Below are 18,889 nucleotides of genomic sequence, written 5' to 3' on the forward strand. Positions count from 1 at the left end.
CACATGAATATTCCATGGCATGATTTTGAAGATGAGGATCAGAATATTCTGCATGCTGATTTACAAACCAAAACCGCGATTATTGGACGGGTTGGCATTATGATGCTTGCTTGCGGAACCGGAGCATGGCGGGTACGCGAATCAATGAATTCAATGGCCCGGGTAATGGGTGTACGGTGTTCAGCTGATATCGGATTGGTTTCAATCGAGTTTACCTGTTATGAAAATGGCCATAGTACGACTCAAGCGTTATCTTTGCCGGCAGCTGGAATCAACATGATTCAGTTAAGTGAATTGGAAAACTTTGTAGCCGCTTTTCAGGCGGATGGTCATTTCTTAACAACTAAGCAAGTTAATCAAGTGTTAGATGAAATCAAGCAAAAATCAAATAACTACTCAAACATTGCGCTTGCTGCGGGATTTGCTTGCAGCGCCTTTGTATTTTTACTTGGCGGCGGATTAATTGAAATGTTTTGTTGCTTGATTGCGGCATCTCTTGGAAGCTATGTGCGGAAGATTATGGAGACCAAACACATTACAGCGTTAGCGGGCGTTGCGGCCAGTGTGGCTGTTTCATGTTTGTCATATGCGATGATCTTTGCTGTTTTAAAAATGATTTTTCAAGTTGCTTCTGGCCATGAAGCGGGATATATTGGAGCGATGCTTTTTGTAATTCCAGGATTCCCGTTTATTACAAGCGGATTGGACATTGCAAAAACTGATATGCGTTCAGGTCTTGAACGGCTGGCATATGCATTAACGATCATTGTCGTTGCGACGCTTGTTGGTTGGTTAGTTGCATTACTTGTTCATCTAAAACCGGAAAGTTTTATTGCATTGCATCTTACACCGCTTGAATTGATGCTTTTGCGGTTACCGGCCAGTTTGGTTGGGGTATATGGTTTTTCAATGATGTTCAACAGTACGCCGCGAATGGCGGTAATTGCCGGCATGGTCGGCGCCATTGCAAACACTTTAAGGCTTGAATTAGTTGATTTAACTGCCATTCCAGCTGGGGCAGCGGCTTTCTTTGGTGCTTTTACTGCAGGGATTTTGGCTTCATTAGTTCAAAAATGGAGTGGTTATCCGCGAATTGCAATTACGGTTCCATCGATTGTTATCATGGTTCCAGGGCTTTACTTCTATCGTGCAGTATATGAAATTGGAAACTTAACGTTGCAAGATGGCGCTAATTGGTTAGTTAAGGCATGCTTGATCGCGATGTTCTTGCCGCTAGGACTAATGCTTGCTCGATTACTGACGGACTCAAAGTGGCGGTATACCAATTAGACGCAATGAATATGGGAGTTGGTAATTTTTAAACTGAATTCAGCGGCTAAAATGGTAAAATAAATTTAGATTTAAAACAATTTCCAGGGGAGGAATTTAAATGGCAAAGGATAAAAAAATCAGTCCATTTTCAGCATTTTTACTTGGCGTTGATGGAATGGTCGGGTCAGCAATTTTTCTTTTACCCGGCAGTTTGTATTCCAAGGCGGGAAACAGTTTAATTGGAATTTTACTTGTTTCAGGAGTATCAGCATTATTGCTAGCGTTGTGCTATGCTGCATTATCAAGTGAAACGAAACAAAATGGGGCTGCATGGCTATACGCATATAAGGAATTCGGCCGGTTTGCCGGATTTGAAGTCGGCTTTTTTACATGGTTTCAGGGGGTAATTACGATCACAACTGAAATTGCCGCCTTTCTAACTTCATTAAAATTATTTATTCCGCAACTTTCAGATAAGTTGGTTTATGACATTTCAGGAATTGCAATTGTTCTCATAATTGCAATCATCGGTCTGATGGGTGATCGCGTTTCAAGCATTGCCGATAACATCGCAACGTTCCTGAAAATTGGCGTTTTGCTGATTTTTGTTTTAGCTGGAATCTGGTTTATTCACCGCATTAACTTTGTTTCAAATGCCCATTACAGTTTTCATTCTGTAAATAATGCTTTTAGTAATGCGTTTTACATGTTTACCGGGTTTGCTTTTTTGCCGGTTGCAGCTGCTCAAATGCGGAATCCGCGGAAGAATCTACCGCGGGAGTTACTGGCCGTAATTATTTCGGTAACGTTGCTGTATATCGCAACGGTTGTTGTTGCAATTGGGACGGTTGGACCTTCGATTGCGCACAGCAATTTGCCGCTTGCAATTGCATTTGCAAAACACTTTGGTAATCTTGGAAAAGTCATTATTACAGTTGGAACGGTTGGATCAGTTTTAGGGGTTGCGATTTCACTATCATATAGTACGCCATACGTTGCATCATCCCTTGCAAATGAACATCAATTATTACCACAATTTTTTGGTAAAAAATCGAAAAGTGGTGCCCCATACGTTGCAATCATCATTACTGCTGGATTGTGTGCGTTATTGATTTTAAGCGGGGGCTACCTTTTCTTAGTTCCATGTACAATTATCATCTCGCTTGTTCAGTACTTTTCAACTTCACTGGTAATGCTTGTTAAGCAGTGGCGGCGGCAACGGCATCATGAAAAATTGCCACAAGGCGCCTTTAATTTACGAGGGGGAATTTTAGTTCCAGTGCTTTCATTGATGGTATGTGTTTACATTTTAGTGAACCTCCAATTGAAGGTAATTCTTTTTGGAATGATCGCATTGATTTGCGGGGTTGCATTGTACTTCATGGATAAGTTGATTACTAAAAAGCTAAAATAAAGGATCAAGGTTTTGGAAAGTAAAGCAGAAATTCGAAAAAATGTGTTACATCAATTAACGGTCAAGCCGAAAAGTGAACGGGAAAGCGAAACGCAAAAATTAGTTATGCAGTTTTTGAAACTTGACGAGTATCAAAATGCAACGTCGATAGGAATTACAATTAGTAATTTCCCTGAATTGGATACGCATCAACTGATCAAGCGAATTTTGAAAGATCAAAAGAAAGTTTGTTGCCCAATCACTCTTCCGCATCACCAAATGGATTTTATTGAAATCAGTCCGGATACAAACTTTAAGAAGAGCGATTTTGGAATTTGGGAGCCTGAATGGAAAAAGGAAAAGGTTAACAATCAACCCGATATCTTAATTGTTCCCGGAATTAAATATGCTTTGGACACTCATCAGCGAGTGGGATTCGGCGGCGGTTTTTATGATCGCTTTTTGAAAAAATTTAACGGCCACACTATAACGTTGGCGTTGCCTGAACAAGTGACGTTAAGGGCTGATTGGCAAATTGAGCCAACAGATATGTCGATTGATCAAATTCTGCACTAAATCGTTTGAACTTCTGCGGATGATAAGGCATAATTAACGTATTAAACCTATGAGAAAGGACGAAAAAGAGTGGCAATTTGGTTTGCAATTGCATTATTAGCCGGGATAATTTTTATTCTCGGAATTTTCTATTTGATTAACTCAGTTCATCGTTATGGAAAGTGGCTTGCACCAACCATTTTATTGATTCTAAGTCTGATCGTATGTATCGGATGTGGTTTAAATGCCTATTATCTTCACCAAGAAGATCAAAAAGCAAAGACAAATTCAAATCCAATGCGGACAACGTTATCGGCGGAAGCATCATCCAAAGGTGGAATGGTTGAAAACGGCCTACAAGTGATTAATAACGGAATCCAAGAGGATAGGGATCAACAGCAAATTTTGAAAGATTTGCAGCAAAGCTTTGCGAAAGTTGGAACCGTAACGTTTGATCAGCAAAGCAAGACATTTACGGTCACGCCAACAACGGATCAGGATGTGAAAGCAATTGACTATGTTTTAGCTAATCCGCAAAAGGCGCAACAAAGCGGCTATAATAATTTAACGAGCGGAATTTTAAGCACCTCAAAGCAACTGACCAAACCGCTTGGAAAGGGCTACACGTTACAGTTAACGAAGCCAAATAGCAGTCAAGTAATTTATGCGGCAAAAGACGGTCAAGTTTTAACGGATGTTGTCAATAATAAAAACTAGGAGTTGATTGAATGCTTATTCATACAACAAAAAGGGCACTTCCACAGTTTAAGAATCCGACCCATGAAGTGGATTTAACTGAAACCGATGATCACACTGAAATTTTAAATTGGTCGATTTTGCCGTATGAAATCGACGACCATCAAGGGATGCTTGCCTTGAATGACTATACAAATTTTGCAGTGATTATTCCGCAAATAAGGCCATTTAAATCATTTGATGATTTTTTTGAAGCTTTTAGTTTAACTTTAATGTCAGTTTGTGAATCAATGGATATTAGTTTTATTAAAATTGAAGCTTATCTGAATGACATTAAGATCGATCATAAAACGATCATGCAAATGAGTAACCATAGTAAAGCGGCCGGGTTGCTGGAAATTTATAAAGAAAAGTTGGTTCAAAATGCGGACTTATTGGACCGACCAAATGATCCGCAAAATGTAATGGCTGCAGTCAGAATTGGCCGTGATTTTCCAAGCAAGTTAAATGATTACCGGAATCCGTTGGCAGCTTTTAAATTTGAAATTACGGCAAAATATTTATTTCCTGCGGATGTGGCTGAAAATTTTGATAATGTTAAAGTTAAACCAACTTGGGATTCATATTCTCAATGGGAAGAAATGGACGGTAAAATCAGCAATGATCCAGATGAGATGAATAGTTTTCGGCTTGCGGTTGAGAAAAACAACTCAATTATGCTTGCCCGATTTAAGCGTTACCTTCAAGGTGCTTCGTATAGTCAACGGAAAATTGCGTTAATGATGAGTTATGCGCGTGATTACCTTAATCAGTTTTTACTAACGATTTTACACCAAACGTTTATTCACGATTTATCGATTTTACCGGCATACTTTGCCGAGTTTATGCCAGCTCAACGACAAAATCCGCTAGATGAGCCGGTGGCGTTTGAAACCCTTAGCGAGTTGGCTGCTTTTTGGGAAGCAAGTGGACAAATTTCAGCTGACGATCATCAAATCATTGACCACGAGTTAGCCGAAACTAAGAGGATCGTGCAAACGACCTTTTACTCGATGTAAAAGAGTAAACAATATTGTTAAAAGTCAGAAAGTTGTATAATGTTTCTGTAAAGACGGTTAAATTTTAATTTAACGATTATATTACTAGGAGGTCAATTGATTGACAGCAGAGCAAAAGGTTGAAGAAGAATATCATATTTCTGAACCTAATTTAGAACCAGCATTATTTGGGATTAATGATGGCTATCTTCATTTAATTGAAGAAAGTAAAAATGTCGAGATTCGTCCGTTTGGCGATAACATTAAAATTGATGGTCAAGCCGATGATGTAAAGGCGACAATTCAAATTATTGAAAAATTAATTGAACTTTTGAAAAGCGGAATTAGTATCAGCGAAGCCGATATTGTTTCAGCAGTTAAAATGCAGGAACGTGGGACTTTAAGTTATCTTTCTGATTTATATACAACAACATTATTACGTGATCGGACAGGACGACCGATTCGGGCCAAAAACTTTAGTCAGCGGCAATATATCCAAACAATTAAAAACAATGATTTGACCTTTGGAATTGGACCTGCTGGGACGGGGAAAACGTTCCTGGCAGTTGTGATGGCGGTTGCGGCGTTAAAGAAAAAAGAAGTTGAACGCTTGATCTTAACGCGGCCAGCCGTTGAAGCGGGTGAATCATTAGGATTCTTGCCGGGTGATTTAAAAGAAAAGGTTGACCCTTACCTACGGCCAATCTACGATGCATTGTACGCAATTTTGGGAGCTGAACATACTGAACGGTTGATCGAACGTGGGGTAATTGAAATTGCGCCGTTAGCATACATGCGGGGGCGGACCCTTGAAAAGGCCTTCGTTATTTTGGATGAAGCCCAAAATGCAACCCGGGCTCAGATGAAAATGTTCTTAACTCGTTTAGGCTTTGGTTCAAAGATGATTGTTAATGGTGATAAATCACAAATCGATTTACCACGGGGACACCAACAAAGCGGATTAGTTGATGCCGAACGGTTATTACAAAACTTACCGCATATTGGATTTGTTCACTTTGATGCAGCAGATGTTGTGCGTCATCCAGTTGTATCTGAAATTATCAAAGCTTACGAAGATGGTGGCGATTTAGCCGCAGATAAAATTTTAGATGAAAACGAAAATGATAAGGATGAAGACTAATGGATCTACAGCTTATTGATGAAACCAAGCACGTGACAGATCATCAATTAGACCTTGTCCGTGGAGTGCTTGAATATGCTGCAAACTATTTGAGTTTACCTGAAAATACCGAAATGTCAGTGACATTAATGGATAACCAGCATATTCATGAAATCAATAAAAAATATCGCGGAATTGATAAGCCGACAGATGTTATCAGTTTTGCAATGGAAGAAGATGGCGATGAAGATGATATTATTTTGCCATCTGATATGGAATTTGAAATGCCGAAAAATTTAGGCGATTTGATGATCTCAATGGAAAAGGTTACTGAACAAGCCGAATATCTTGGACATTCACAAGATCGTGAACTTGGCTTCTTAACGGTTCATGGTTTCCTTCACCTGAATGGATACGACCACATGAAGGCTGAAGACGAAAAAGAAATGTTCAGTTTACAAGACGAGATTTTGGACGGTTATGGACTTCAAAGATAAATTCGCGACAAGTTGGAAAAATCGAAAATTTTCGCACTCATTAAAACATGCATGTGATGGGTTAATAACGCTTTTTAAAGAGGAGCGAAATTTTCGATTTGAATTGATCTGCTTATCATTGGTCGTTATTGCAGGATTGATCTTTCACTTGCCAATTAATGAGTGGTTGTGGTTGATTTCGGCTTCAGCAATCGTTTTAATTGCCGAGGCGGCCAACACTGCCATTGAAAATTTAACAGATTTAGCAAGTCATCTTCATTCGAACGACTTTGCAAAAAAAGCAAAGGATATTGCTGCTGGAATGGTTTTACTTGCAGCGGCCTTTGCGGTGATTGTTGCGGGATTGATTTTTATTCCCCGCATCATTGCTTTATTTTAATTAAAGATGAGGGATAAAATGGAAAATCAAGAATTTCACTCAGGATTTGTTGCGATTATTGGAAGGCCAAATGTTGGAAAATCAACATTTTTAAACCGCGTAATCGGTGAAAAAATTGCAATTATGAGTGACAAGGCTCAAACAACACGAAATAAAATTCAAGGAATTTACACCCGGAAGGATGCTCAAATTGTTTTTATTGATACCCCTGGGATCCATAAACCCCATAGTCAACTCGGTGATTTTATGGTTCAATCAGCTCTTTCAACGTTAAATGAAGTTGATGCGGTGCTTTTTATGGTTAATGCAACGCAAAAACGGGGTAAGGGTGATGATTTTATTATTGAACGGCTTAAAAAGGTTCATAAGCCGATCTATTTAGTGATCAATAAAATTGATAAGATTCACCCCGATAAGCTGCTGGATATTATTGCTGAATATAAGGATACCCTTGACTATAAGGAAGTTTATCCAATTTCAGCGCTCCAAGGAAATAATGTACCGGAATTGATCGATAATTTAGTGACTGATCTGCCTGAAGGTCCGCAATATTACCCAGATGACCAAATTACAGATCACCCTGAACGGTTTATTGCTGGCGAATTGATTCGGGAAAAGGTCTTACAACTAACTCGGGAAGAAGTGCCACATTCAGTTGCGGTGGTGGTTGATCGCGTTAAACGCGAAACCGATGAAAAGGTTCTTGTTCAAGCTACCATCATTGTTGAGCGTCCAAGCCAAAAAGGAATTATTATTGGTAAAGGCGGTAAAATGCTGAAAGAAATTGGAATCCGAGCACGAAAAGATATTGAATTGATGCTTGGTGATAAGGTTTATCTTGAATTATGGGTCAAGGTGCAACCAAACTGGAAGGATCGGAAAGCGGATCTTGCGGCGTTTGGTTATAAGCAAGACGATTATGACTTATAGAAAAATCGTGCGGTTGCACGATTTTTTGTTTACACTTGATTTTACTTTTAATAATGTGTAGTATCTATCATTAAAGACAGAAAGGGCTGAAAAGAATGGAAATTGGAGAAATGCAGAAATTTGTCGCAGCAATTGTCAATGATAAGTTAGCAACCATGAATAGTGTTCACCGTCAATCAACGATCACAACGATCAAGGCGGAAAATATTGCGCAACATAGTTTTTTCGTTGCATATTATGCACTTAAGATTGCGAAAAAGTTAAAATTGAATGATGAATTAAAAGGGGAAATCACAATTCAAGCATTGATCCACGACATTGCAGAATCATCTTCATCAGATGTTCCAAGCAATGTTAAATATCAGGTTCCGGGATTAAAGCAGATGCTGGATAAAGCTGAAGATTTTGCAATCAACAAATATTTCCCCGAAATCAAAGATGAATTTACAAGCTTACGCAAGCATGAAGCAGACGGCGATATTGTTGGAACCGTTATTAAACTTGCTGATATTGTTGCGCTTATTCAATTTTTAAAGACTGAACGTGCACTTGGAAATCAAGATGCAACGTTACTGAAAGTCATCCGGGAAACATATGATAACCTTGGGCGGTACCTGGATCATCTTGAAGAAATCGTAACGAATGAACAAGCTAAAAGTGTTAAGGCTAAAGATAAATAAAAGGAAGGTGTGTCAGTCATGCCTTCCTTTTTAATGCCGGGCAGCATGAAAATTGTGCTGTCCTTTAATTTTATGCGAATGTTTTTTAAATTTCGGCCGGTTGCTTGAAACTAATTTAAAATTCTTCATTTTAGCATTAAACGGTCGGTTAGATGTTCGAATCTGCGTCCATGTTTTCATGGCTTCAATCATTCCATTTAACTGCTTTAATTGTTGCGGATCATTTTCTTTGACAGCAGTCACATAAATATCAGTTTGCAAACGTTGGGTCAATCCTAAATGATAATTTAAAAGTTGTTGGGTCATGGGTTCATGCCGGTATTGATTAAATAGGTCTTGAATTACTTCCATTGCTTCGTGGACATTTTGCGGTTGAACATAACGTTGATTTTTAGGTAATGCCATGTGAAATTCCTTCTTTGTAATTGATTCTGAATTTATTTTAACGCAATCAAGGATGAAGGAAAATATCGAGTTTGTGATATGATTAATTAAGATAATAATTTAGGAAAGAGGATCATCATGCGTCACAAGATAGCAATTTTTTCAGATGTTCATGGAAATTATACGGCTTTGAAAGCAGTATATGAGGATATGCAGGAACAAGGAGTGACTGAATCATGGTTTTTAGGTGACTTATTTGCTCCGGGATCCGGTGCACAAGACTTATGGGATTTAATGCAAAAGATCAATCCTGATGTATATATCCGCGGAAATTGGGATGATTTGATGATTCGGGGCGCTGCTGGGAAAATTGCGCTTGAAAAACCAAGCAAAGTTTACATGGAACGGCTTGCAATGGATGTGGCTGCAAAGGTTGATCTTCAGGTTTTAGCAACCATGAAACGCTGGCCAATGCGAGTTGTAAAGCAGATCAATAATGTTCGGATTGCAATTACACACGATCTTCCGGAAATTAATTTTGGTCAACAATTGTACCCAACATTACCAACAGAAAACTTTAATAAATTATTTGTTGAAGATGATCTCGATCTTGCAGTCTATGCTCACGTTCACCATCCAATTATGCGGTATAGCAGTGAAGAACAGATCATCCTTAATCCAGGATCCGTTGGTCAACCATTTAACCGCCACGTTAAATTTCAACAAGACTTGCGCGCCCAATATTTAATCGTGACGATCGATGATGACGGAGTAAGCGGAATTGACTTTCGGAAGGTTGCATACAGTCATCCTGATGAATTGATGCGGGCTGCAAATGCGAATATTCCATACATTGAGCTTTATCAAATGCAAATGGAAACGGGGGAAGTTCATACGCATGATTATCCGTTATTAGCGCGGTTGAATGACAAATATGGCTATCTTCGTGAAGCCAAGGAATATGAAGCTCAACATGCAATTCACGAAAAAGCGGATTTTTAAGGTTGACAATTTGAGAAAGTAGTTTTAAAATTTAAAATAAATCAGATAATAGAGGTTGCAGATGACATTAGTAAGTTAATGGAGTGCCTGTTAGACGTTGAAGTTAACTGAAAGGGGAGTTTGCCGAAATTCATTGTTGGATAACAGTTAACAATGGGTTGGGACGTAATTTAAGAGGTTACGGACTGTCGCAAATGTTTGCGGAGCGCTATTATTCAACACGGGATTAAATAAAATTAAGTCTTATTGTTGGAAGTGAGCTCAGCCAATGGTAAGGCTTTTTATTTATCTCAATTTTGTTGATAGTGTGACGCCTTTATTATTAATTTAATATAAGGAGTCTTTTTATTATGGAAAACCAAAAGAAGATGTCAGTTATGGCCCTTGTATTGATGATTTTTGCATCAATTTTTGGCCTTGGAAATGTTACAACCGCATATTATCAAATGGGATACGGAGCAATTATTTGGTATATTGCCGGAGCGGTTTTGTTTTTTATTCCAACCTCATTAATGTTTGCTGAATATGGCTCTGCTTTGAAAGAGAGTCAAGGAGGAATTTATTCATGGCTTGAAACTTCAATTGGTGAGAAACCAGCATTTATTGGTGCTTTTGTTTGGTATGCAGCTTGGGTAATTACTTTAGTGAGTCAATTTTCAACGATTTGTGTTCCAATTTCAGGATTGATTTTTGGAAAAGATACAACTCAAAGTTGGCATCTTTTGGGACTGAGTTCAACTGAAACACTTGGGTTGATTGGAATCATGTTATTAGTTTTGATTACATGGTTAGCAACGCGCGGATTTGATAAGATTGAAAAAGTTGCTTCTGCAAGTGGGGCAGTTATTATTGCAGTTTCAGGGTTGTTTATTGCTGCAAGTGTATGGATGTTAATTCTAAACCATGGACATTTAGCACAGCCAATGTCAGTTCATGCGATGGTTTCATCACCTAATCCGCAGTTCAAATCACCAATTGCAATTCTTTCATTCTTTGTATATGCAGTTTTTGCTTATGCGGGAATGGAAACAATGGGTGGAACAATTGATCGTGTTGATAAGCCAGAAAGAAATTTTCCAAAGGGAATTATCCTTGCTGGAATTGGGATGATTTTAATCTATGCTTTAGGAATTTTTCTTTGGGGTGTAACCGCTAATTGGCATAAGTTATTAGGAACCGATTCAACAGATCTTGGTAATATTACGCTGGTTCTAATGCAGAATCTTGGTTACACGATTGGACGCGAAGTTCTTCACTTACCAATTCATCAAGCAATAATTATGGGGCAATGGACAGATCGATTAATTGGATTTGAAGAGGTAATGTCATTATTTGGTTCAATGGCAGTTTTAATTTATTCACCATTAAAGACAATTCTACTTGGTTCTCCTAAGCGGTTATGGCCGGAAAAATTGAGAAAGTTAAATAATCGTAAAATGCCATCATTTGCAATGTGGATGCAAGCTGTTATTATGGGAGTTATCATTTTTGGGGTTTCATTTGGTGGTAAAAGTGCCCAACAATTTTATACCGTTTTAACGGATATGAATAACATTACATCATCAGTTCCATATTTGTTCTTAATCCTGGCGTTTCCATTTTTCAAGCGGGTCAAAAATTTAGATCGGTCGTTTGAAGTTTATAAGAACCAGAAGTTAACTAACACAATTTGTATTATTAGTTGGATCACAATTTTCTTTGGCATCATCTTTACGATTATTCAACCGGTATTGCAACACGATGCCTATACTGCCTTTTGGACAGCATTTGGACCAGCCTTTTTTGCGCTTGTTGGTTGGATCTTCTACCGTCATGCAAGTCGCAACGTTGAACCGGTTGTTGAAGAAGAATTAGATTAAAATAAATTGAAAATTGATTGAAGGTCGTGCTTTTTACGCGATCTTCTTTTTTAGCTTAAAAAAATTTAGTTTCATGTAATAAAAGGTAACATAGAATCTGTATTTTATTTCTTTTTATGATATAATACACTCGTTATTAATTTATTTGGAGGGAAAGTTGATGGCAAAAAATTCCAGTAAAGTTGTTCGCGGAATCGTCATTGCGGCTTCAGCTTCAATGATGTGGGGAATTTCAGGAACATGTTTGCAATTCATTTCGCAAAATCAAAATATTCCTGAAAACTGGTTCTTATCAGCACGGACACTTGGCGCAGGACTTATTTTATTAGTGGTTAGTTTGATTATGTATCGCGGAAAAGTCTTTCACGTTTTCAAGTCATGGAAGAATATTGCTTGGCTTTTTGCATATGCAATTCTTGGATTGATGGCAAATCTCTTTACATTCTATAAATCAATTCAATTTGGTGGAAATGCCGAAGCGGCAACCATTCTACAATATTTGAGTCCATTATTTATTGTTTTAGGAACGGTGATCTTTAGACGACAAATGCCTTATAAATCAGACGTGTTTGCATTTATCATTGCATTGGTCGGGGTTTTCCTTGCGTTAACTAAGGGGGACTTCTCACAGCTTTCAATTTCAACAAGTTCATTGATGTGGGGCTTAGGTTCAGGGTTAACAGCCGCATTCTATGTTGTTTTACCGCGGAACATTGTTAAAGATCCTGATAATCCACCATTGGTGGTTCTTGGTTGGGGAACTTTAATTGCTGGCTTCTTTTTTAACTTGCATCAACCAGTTTGGGTCGGAACACCGAAGATTACTGGAACTTTGATTGCTTCAATGTTAACGGTTATCTTCCTTGGAACGATCATCCCGTTCGGGTTATTACTATATGCAACTCACTATGCTCCATCAGACGTTATCAGTATTATGGATGCAGTTCAACCGATTACAACTTCAATCTTAAGTATCATCTTCTTTAAGATGGGAATGAACTGGATTGAAGTTGTTGGAATTGTATTGGTTATTATTGGGGTATATATTTTGCAACATGGTCGGCGAAATATTGAAAATTCAGAAGAGAATTTTCACGTTGATGTATAAATTTGAATAAATATTGAAAACTTTATAAATCCGGCGCTTCTTGCTGATTTTAAGAATTCGAATGTGATACAATTTAGATAGAATAAATTTAGTAAGAGGTGGGCGATCAATATGGAATTAAGTCAAATTTTACAAAAATCAATTTCACAAATCGCTCTTTCAGGACAAGGAGTAAAAACGTATCTCGTTCCGCAGATTCCACGTCAATTATTAACACGTGCCTGGCGAACTTTTTGCCCGCAAGAGAAGCGGACCTCAATTCTTGCATTGATTGATACGTCTTTTTTCCAAAATGGGAAAGAAGGATTTGTCTTTACACAAAATGCCCTGTACATTCGGGAAGCAATGCATCGTGTAAAAGTCTTTCCATATGACCGGATTAATGCAATTATCTACTTTCAAGCTCTTTCAACGTATTCTGGAAAGAATAGTGTTTCGATGGAAATCGACAGTAAAGATTATGATTATGAAGTCAGTAATGTATTATTGAAAGGAATCAATACTGATCGATTTAACCGAATGTTGCAACAAATCGTTTCATTATATCGACCAGATGAGCGTCACGAAATCGAAGAAGAGTTGGAAGATAGTGAAACTCAGATCGCGCATCCCGAAAAATTTAAACCGCATAAATTTAAAGATGGCGATCCGCAGATTTATCAGAAATAAAAAGACTGAGATTTCAAGATCTCAGTCTTTTTAATTACTCATTTTTCGTTTTTAGTTGATTAACTTTTTCTTCAGTCGGAGTAACATACAATGTTTTTTGACCTTCATAGATTACAAATCCAGGTTTGGTTCCGTTCGGTTTACGAATTCGCCGAACTTGAACGTAATCGACGGGAACATTTGCAGAATTCCGTGATTTTGAAAAGTATGCTGCTAATTCAGCTGCTTCAACTAACGTTTCATCACTTGGATTATTGCTTTCAACGATTACGTGTGACCCCGGAATATTCTTTACATGAAGCCAATAGTCATTTTTAGAAGCAGTATGTAAGGTCAGCTTCTCGTTTTGAAGATTGTTTTTACCGACCTTGATCTTTGTTCCATCACTTGCCCAGAATGTTTCCGGTTGATTGATCTTAACGCGCCGTTTATTTTTCTTATGGTGGTTATTTTTCCGTAAGTACCCGCCGCTTTCAAGTTCAACTTGAATGTCAGTCAGATCTTGCGGTTCAGCAAGTTCAATTTGGGTTTGAATCTCTTCAAAGTAATTAATTTCATCTTCGGTTAGCTTAATTTGTTCTTTTAAATATGAAATTGCATTTTTAAGTTTTTGGTACTTTTTAAAGTATTTTTGCGCGTTTTGTGATGGCCCAATTTGATTGGATAACGCAATTTTCAATGGCCTTTCATTGTCATAGAAATTTGGCAATGTGATTTCAGTCATTCCACGTTTAACTTGATATAAATATGTTGTTAACAATTCACCCTTTATCCGGTATTCATTGGCGTGCTGCGTATTGGCGAATTCTTTTTGCAACTTTTTTAACTTGTTGCGGTTCTTTTTTAATTCTTGGTTTACAACGTGAATTAGCAGGGCACCTTGTTGCCGGACCCGATCGCGGGTTGCTTTTTCACGGTAAAAATGATCAAGCAATGTGCTTAGAGAACTAAACTGAGTACCCATATCTTGAATGTCATTTCCTAAGTTTGTAAATGTAAAATCAAGTTGCTTTCCCGTAGTTAAACTTGGAATTGGATCAGCTGTTGCTTTAAGAAAAGTCGTTAAATGTTCTGCATCACTTTGACCGTCATTTTGATGAAAAACATCGGCAAGTTGAAGGGAACTGACTTTACCAAATCCTTGAAATTTTTTTTGAATATTTTGTGCAAGGACTTCGCGATTAGGAAACTGTTGACCAAGGGCAATTAACCGTTGAGAATTTTTAGCAGCAAATGGATCAAGCTTTTCCTGCTTTGGCGGTTGCCGATAGGTTGCACCTGGGAGCAATGTGCGGTAACGGTTTTGATCCATCCCAACGTGTTTAATAGTATCAATGATCGTTTGGTTTTGCTGATTGATCAAAATGACATTACTATACCGATTCATGATTTCAATTGAAAGCAAGAGCGGTAACCGGTCACCAATTTCATTGCGAGTTTCAAAACTAAAGTAAACAACGCGGTCATTTTCCAATTGTTGAATATCAGTTAACTTAGCGTTTTCAAGATATTTACGTAACATCATTGTAAATTTAGTTGGAACTGCCGGATTTTTATATGGAATTTGTGTAATTTGCATCCGGGCATAATTGGGGTGAGCTGATAAAAGTAACGGGTAGTTTTTTCGGTTCGACCGAATCGTTAAAATCACTTCATTCGGGTATGGTTGCGAGATTTTCATTATCCGTCCGTTAAGGATTTTTGTGCGCAGTTCGCTAACCATTGCGTGGGTAAACATTCCGTCAAATGCCATGATTCTCATCCTTTCTAAAAATAATAATGCTACCTATTATTGTAAAGTTCTGATGAAAAAAAGCAAAGAAAAATCTACAAATTGCCTTAAGAGTCTTGAAAAATGTTTACAAAGATTGTATTATGCAATAAGGTACGAAAGAAGGGGTGATTTTCTTTTTGAAAGAACCATTAGACAATTTGCTTGATTTACAACGTGAATATCAACGGTTTGTTCAAAAAATGGCAAAGAATAATCAATTGACCATTGCCGAATGGCAGCTTCTTCAACGGATCGCTGATGGGAAAAATTCGCAAGAATTACTTGCGGAAGATTTGCGACTTGATACCTCAACGTTGAGTCGTCAATTAAGTAAATTAACGACAAAAGCGTTTGTTAAGATTAGCAAGGTTGCAAATCAAAACAACGTTAAAACCCGGAAAAGCTATCAATACCATCTCAGTGAAATTGGTCAACGTGTTCTTTCACAGATGAATACGGATTTTAAAGAGTTTGGACAAAAAGTATTTGCGCAGTGGACTGGCGAAGAGAAGAATTTTTTAAAGATTTTAATCAATCGTCTGACTCAAAGTATGCGTCAAGTAACATTAGATTAATTGATAAAGTAGGTGTAATTTTATGAAAACTGCTGTTGTAACCGACAGTACAGCAAATTTAGATCAAGAAACGATTGATAAGTACGGAATTAAAGTTGTTCCAATTCCTTACATTATTGATGGAACCGAATATCAAGACGGAGTTGATCTTACCCGTCCTGAATTCTACGAAAAAATGCGGAATGCAAAGGATTTTCCGACAACCTCTCAACCCCCAGTTGGCGAAATGATCAATTTGTATAATCAATTAGCTGATGAAGGCTATGATGCCGTTATCAGCATTCACATTGCAGGAACAATTTCAGGCTTAATGACGACTTTAAATAACTTAAAGGACCAATTTGATAACATCAAGCTTTACCCGATCGATTCATCAATTACTGAAGTCCCAATGGGTTGGATGGTAAAGCTCGCTGCACGTATGGCAGCTCAAAACGAAGACGCTGAAAAAATCGTCGCTGCCGTTGAACAGCTTAAAAAACAATATGATGCGGTTTTCGTTGTTGATGATTTGAAAAACTTGGCGCATGGCGGCCGGTTATCAAATGCGTCAGCATTCATTGGAACCGTTTTGAAAATCAAACCATTACTTCACTTTGATAAGGAAAGCGATAAGATCGTTGCTTTTGAAAAAGTGCGGTCGTTGAAAAAGGCAATGAAGCGCGCCCAAGAGATCATTAAAGAAGAAACAGATAAGGCAGACTATCCTTTCCGTTTATTAGTGATTCATGCGAATAATGAAAAACGGGGGCAAGAGTGGGCTAAGGAAGTCCAAGAAGCTTTCCCAGGAATTCCCGTTTCACTTGATGAATTTGATCCAGTAATTGCGGTTCATCTTGGTGAAGGTGCATTGGCATTAGGATTTATTCGGGATATTGAAAAAGACTAAATTTTAAGCCAAATTCATCACTTTCTTTTCAATTTTATGAGAGAATATAAATGATAGATTATATATTAGTTGAAAGATGATGGTTAAATGCGAGTTCAATTAGGATTAAAAGGGAGCACTGATGACAGTCAATATCGTGATCGGCTGCAATATCATCCAGATGTTTTCGAGTTTTTTACCCAAGAAGACGACTTTACGACCGATGGATTGCAAAAGTTACGGTATGCGATTCAGGTAGTTCAAAATGAAGCAACAAGTAAAATCGTATTGCACCAACCAATGCGGTATCAAAAGACGATTTTTACAGAATTGATTGCACCGGAAAGTTGTTGTCCGGGACTTTATAAGTTTGTCGAGCAAAGCACGATTGATTTGTTACAGGTTGCGTATGATTTCGATGTTCAAGTGTTGATTCACGGGGCATATTTGCGCCAAACACCCAAATACATTGCGATGTATCCATCATTTGATGCTGCTCAAGATGCAGCTTTCAAGCGGATGGATCGGTTCAATGAAATGGGTGGGAATCATATCATGTTTGAAAACAGCATTTCACCGATTTTTTATTACGGTGATCCGCAGTTTGAAGATCGAATTTTAGCTCATGGATACCGGTTAGCATTTGACACTTCGCACTGTTTTATTGCTGAGCACGGGAATAATGATAAGTTGGTTGCTTCAATCAAACATTTAATGGATGCGACGGTTCATTACCACCTCGTTGATTCAATGGGTGAGCATCATGACAGTTTAGTTCTTGGAACCGGGAAGATCGACTGGCGGCGTGTTTTACCGCTCCTTAATGAAAATTCAAAAGCAACGAGCATTTATGAAATCAATTTGGCAGATCCAACTGATGCTAAGGAACAGATGGAAAGCCATCGTTATTTGGTTGAATTAGCCAAAACACTAACTGACTAAATAAAGAAGAGGTAAGATTTTGGCAAAGATATTAAACGTTCTGATTGGAACGATTGGTATTTTATATATTTGCGGACAGGTTACTTATTATGGATTTGTCCGGTTGCTAAGTACGCTCGGCTATGATCACGCCGCTACGGTTGTTGATGGCCATAAAATTATCTTTGATTGGGTGATTTTTATGGCATTTTTATTAGTAATTTTCGGATGTGTGGCGTTAGTTGCAAATTTTATCAAATTTCAAACCCCGCATTTAGGATTACGTTTGATCTTTAATATTGTTTGCATTTTTATGCCATTCTTACACATTAAAAATCATCTAACAATTCTTCTCGAGGGTGTATTTTTAATTTTGTTTGGGTTATACTTAGCTACAATAAGAAAATCTAAATTAATTAATGATAAAATTAATCTAAAACGATAGGGGCTAGTAGTTGTGTCATCATTTTTAAAAAACGTTGTCGCTCCAATTTTAACGGGATTGGCAATTGCAGCGTTCATCGTAACTTTTGTATTTCGAATCGTAAAGGTTGATGGGACTTCAATGTATCCTAATCTTCAAAATAACGAACATGTAATTGTATGGAAGTTAGGCAAGGTGCGGGAAGATTCCGTAGTTGTTTTTGACGCATATGGCGTTGATAAAAACAATCCTAATGTTCAAAAGAATACGAAGTACGTTAAGCGGGTAATTGGAATGCCTGGTGACAAAATTGAATACAAAAACAATGGTGATTTGTATGTTAACGGCAAGTACCAACCACAAAATTACATTACGAAGCAACAACGGACAAGCGGAACATTAACGTTGCTTTTACCAGAGGCAAAAGGCATTACTCTTGGAACAGGAAAAACATTTACCGTTCCGAAGAACTGTTACTTCGTTCTTGGTGATAACCGGGCAGATTCAAATGATAGCCGGTATTATGGATTTGTTCCAAAAGATAAGATCGTCGGAATTGCGAAAGCACCATTCTGGAACAGTAAACATAAACTGATTAATGATTATTATCCAGCAACAAATTAAAGATTAAGGTGATGATGAGAGTGTCATCACCTTATTTAATTACTATTATTGAATACGATGCTATTGTGCTAATGGCGGCGTTTGCGGGAGTTTATTTTCGGAAATTTTCCTGATATAATTTA

The 18,889-nt window shown here is 37.8% G+C and carries 21 protein-coding genes and 1 riboswitch; of the genes, 19 read left to right on the forward strand and 2 right to left on the reverse strand.

Annotated elements, in window-relative coordinates:
* Nucleotides 1-3 precede the first annotated feature (3 nt).
* From FC64_RS06160 to FC64_RS06205, 10 genes are all read left to right on the forward strand, one after another.
* Complete coding sequence (locus FC64_RS06160; RefSeq protein WP_081035660.1) at nt 4-1,290, forward strand: threonine/serine exporter family protein; 1,287 nt, start codon at nt 4-6, stop codon at nt 1,288-1,290.
* Between the two features lie 100 nt (nt 1,291-1,390).
* Nucleotides 1,391-2,686 (forward strand): APC family permease, encoded by a 1,296-nt coding sequence (locus tag FC64_RS06165; RefSeq protein ID WP_057907029.1) that lies wholly within the window; start codon nt 1,391-1,393, stop codon nt 2,684-2,686.
* 12 nt (nt 2,687-2,698) lie between these two features.
* A complete protein-coding gene (locus FC64_RS06170) occupies nt 2,699-3,241 on the forward strand; it encodes a 5-formyltetrahydrofolate cyclo-ligase (protein ID WP_057907030.1) in 543 nt (180 codons plus the stop codon).
* Nucleotides 3,242-3,310: 69 nt separating this feature from the next.
* A complete protein-coding gene (locus FC64_RS06175; RefSeq protein WP_057907031.1) occupies nt 3,311-3,937 on the forward strand; it encodes a DUF308 domain-containing protein in 627 nt (208 codons plus the stop codon).
* Between the two features lie 11 nt (nt 3,938-3,948).
* Nucleotides 3,949-4,974 carry a DUF6933 domain-containing protein gene (locus FC64_RS06180; protein WP_057907032.1) on the forward strand — a complete coding sequence of 342 codons (1,026 nt, stop codon included), beginning with the start codon at nt 3,949-3,951 and terminating at the stop codon, nt 4,972-4,974.
* Nucleotides 4,975-5,074: 100 nt separating this feature from the next.
* On the forward strand, nt 5,075-6,094 hold the full coding sequence (locus tag FC64_RS06185; RefSeq protein WP_057828056.1) for a PhoH family protein: 1,020 nt from the start codon (nt 5,075-5,077) through the stop codon (nt 6,092-6,094).
* On the forward strand, nt 6,094-6,570 hold the full coding sequence (gene ybeY / locus FC64_RS06190) for an rRNA maturation RNase YbeY (protein WP_057907033.1): 477 nt from the start codon (nt 6,094-6,096) through the stop codon (nt 6,568-6,570). The genes FC64_RS06185 and ybeY overlap by 1 nt, the downstream gene beginning before the upstream one ends.
* On the forward strand, nt 6,554-6,949 hold the full coding sequence (locus tag FC64_RS06195; RefSeq protein ID WP_057907034.1) for a diacylglycerol kinase family protein: 396 nt from the start codon (nt 6,554-6,556) through the stop codon (nt 6,947-6,949). The genes ybeY and FC64_RS06195 overlap by 17 nt, the downstream gene beginning before the upstream one ends.
* An 18-nt stretch (nt 6,950-6,967) precedes the next feature.
* On the forward strand, nt 6,968-7,879 hold the full coding sequence (gene era / locus FC64_RS06200) for a GTPase Era (protein WP_057907035.1): 912 nt from the start codon (nt 6,968-6,970) through the stop codon (nt 7,877-7,879).
* 95 nt (nt 7,880-7,974) lie between these two features.
* Nucleotides 7,975-8,559 carry a YfbR-like 5'-deoxynucleotidase gene (locus tag FC64_RS06205; protein WP_057907036.1) on the forward strand — a complete coding sequence of 195 codons (585 nt, stop codon included), beginning with the start codon at nt 7,975-7,977 and terminating at the stop codon, nt 8,557-8,559.
* A 30-nt stretch (nt 8,560-8,589) separates the two neighbouring features.
* Here the strand turns inward: FC64_RS06205 and FC64_RS06210 are convergent, their stop codons facing one another.
* Complete coding sequence (locus tag FC64_RS06210; protein ID WP_057907037.1) at nt 8,590-8,964, reverse strand: hypothetical protein; 375 nt, start codon at nt 8,962-8,964, stop codon at nt 8,590-8,592.
* Between the two features lie 117 nt (nt 8,965-9,081).
* On the opposite strand from FC64_RS06210, the gene FC64_RS06215 reads away from it, so the two are divergent.
* From FC64_RS06215 to FC64_RS06230, 4 genes are all read left to right on the forward strand, one after another.
* The gene (locus tag FC64_RS06215; RefSeq protein WP_057907038.1) at nt 9,082-9,945 is read left to right on the forward strand and encodes a metallophosphoesterase family protein; all 864 of its coding nucleotides are present in this window, start codon (nt 9,082-9,084) and stop codon (nt 9,943-9,945) included.
* Between the two features lie 41 nt (nt 9,946-9,986).
* Nucleotides 9,987-10,164, forward strand: a riboswitch (Lysine riboswitch).
* A 131-nt stretch (nt 10,165-10,295) separates the two neighbouring features.
* Complete coding sequence (gene yjeM / locus FC64_RS06220; protein ID WP_057907039.1) at nt 10,296-11,804, forward strand: glutamate/gamma-aminobutyrate family transporter YjeM; 1,509 nt, start codon at nt 10,296-10,298, stop codon at nt 11,802-11,804.
* Nucleotides 11,805-11,964: 160 nt separating this feature from the next.
* Entirely contained in the window at nt 11,965-12,912 is a 948-nt protein-coding gene (locus tag FC64_RS06225) for a DMT family transporter (RefSeq protein WP_057907040.1), read from the forward strand.
* Nucleotides 12,913-13,023: 111 nt separating this feature from the next.
* The gene (locus FC64_RS06230) at nt 13,024-13,581 is read left to right on the forward strand and encodes a hypothetical protein (RefSeq protein WP_057907041.1); all 558 of its coding nucleotides are present in this window, start codon (nt 13,024-13,026) and stop codon (nt 13,579-13,581) included.
* A 34-nt stretch (nt 13,582-13,615) separates the two neighbouring features.
* Here FC64_RS06230 and FC64_RS06235 read toward each other — a convergent pair whose 3' ends face one another.
* On the reverse strand, nt 13,616-15,334 hold the full coding sequence (locus FC64_RS06235) for an NFACT RNA binding domain-containing protein (protein WP_057907042.1): 1,719 nt from the start codon (nt 15,332-15,334) through the stop codon (nt 13,616-13,618).
* Nucleotides 15,335-15,492: 158 nt separating this feature from the next.
* On the opposite strand from FC64_RS06235, the gene FC64_RS06240 reads away from it, so the two are divergent.
* The 5 genes from FC64_RS06240 (at nt 15,493) to lepB (ending at nt 18,767) form a co-directional block, all read left to right on the forward strand.
* Nucleotides 15,493-15,930: a MarR family winged helix-turn-helix transcriptional regulator gene (locus FC64_RS06240; RefSeq protein ID WP_057907043.1), complete on the forward strand. Its 438-nt coding sequence runs from the start codon at nt 15,493-15,495 to the stop codon at nt 15,928-15,930.
* A 22-nt stretch (nt 15,931-15,952) separates the two neighbouring features.
* Nucleotides 15,953-16,819: a DegV family protein gene (locus tag FC64_RS06245; protein ID WP_057907044.1), complete on the forward strand. Its 867-nt coding sequence runs from the start codon at nt 15,953-15,955 to the stop codon at nt 16,817-16,819.
* 87 nt (nt 16,820-16,906) lie between these two features.
* A complete protein-coding gene (locus FC64_RS06250) occupies nt 16,907-17,740 on the forward strand; it encodes a TIM barrel protein (protein ID WP_057907045.1) in 834 nt (277 codons plus the stop codon).
* A gap of 19 nt (nt 17,741-17,759) precedes the next feature.
* Nucleotides 17,760-18,164 (forward strand): hypothetical protein, encoded by a 405-nt coding sequence (locus tag FC64_RS06255; protein ID WP_057907046.1) that lies wholly within the window; start codon nt 17,760-17,762, stop codon nt 18,162-18,164.
* 12 nt (nt 18,165-18,176) lie between these two features.
* Nucleotides 18,177-18,767 (forward strand): signal peptidase I, encoded by a 591-nt coding sequence (lepB, locus tag FC64_RS06260; RefSeq protein ID WP_057907047.1) that lies wholly within the window; start codon nt 18,177-18,179, stop codon nt 18,765-18,767.
* The last annotated feature ends 122 nt before the right edge of the window (nt 18,768-18,889 follow it).

Origin of the sequence: Ligilactobacillus araffinosus DSM 20653 (assembly GCF_001435375.1) — a bacterium.
GTDB classification, from domain to species: domain Bacteria; phylum Bacillota; class Bacilli; order Lactobacillales; family Lactobacillaceae; genus Ligilactobacillus; species Ligilactobacillus araffinosus.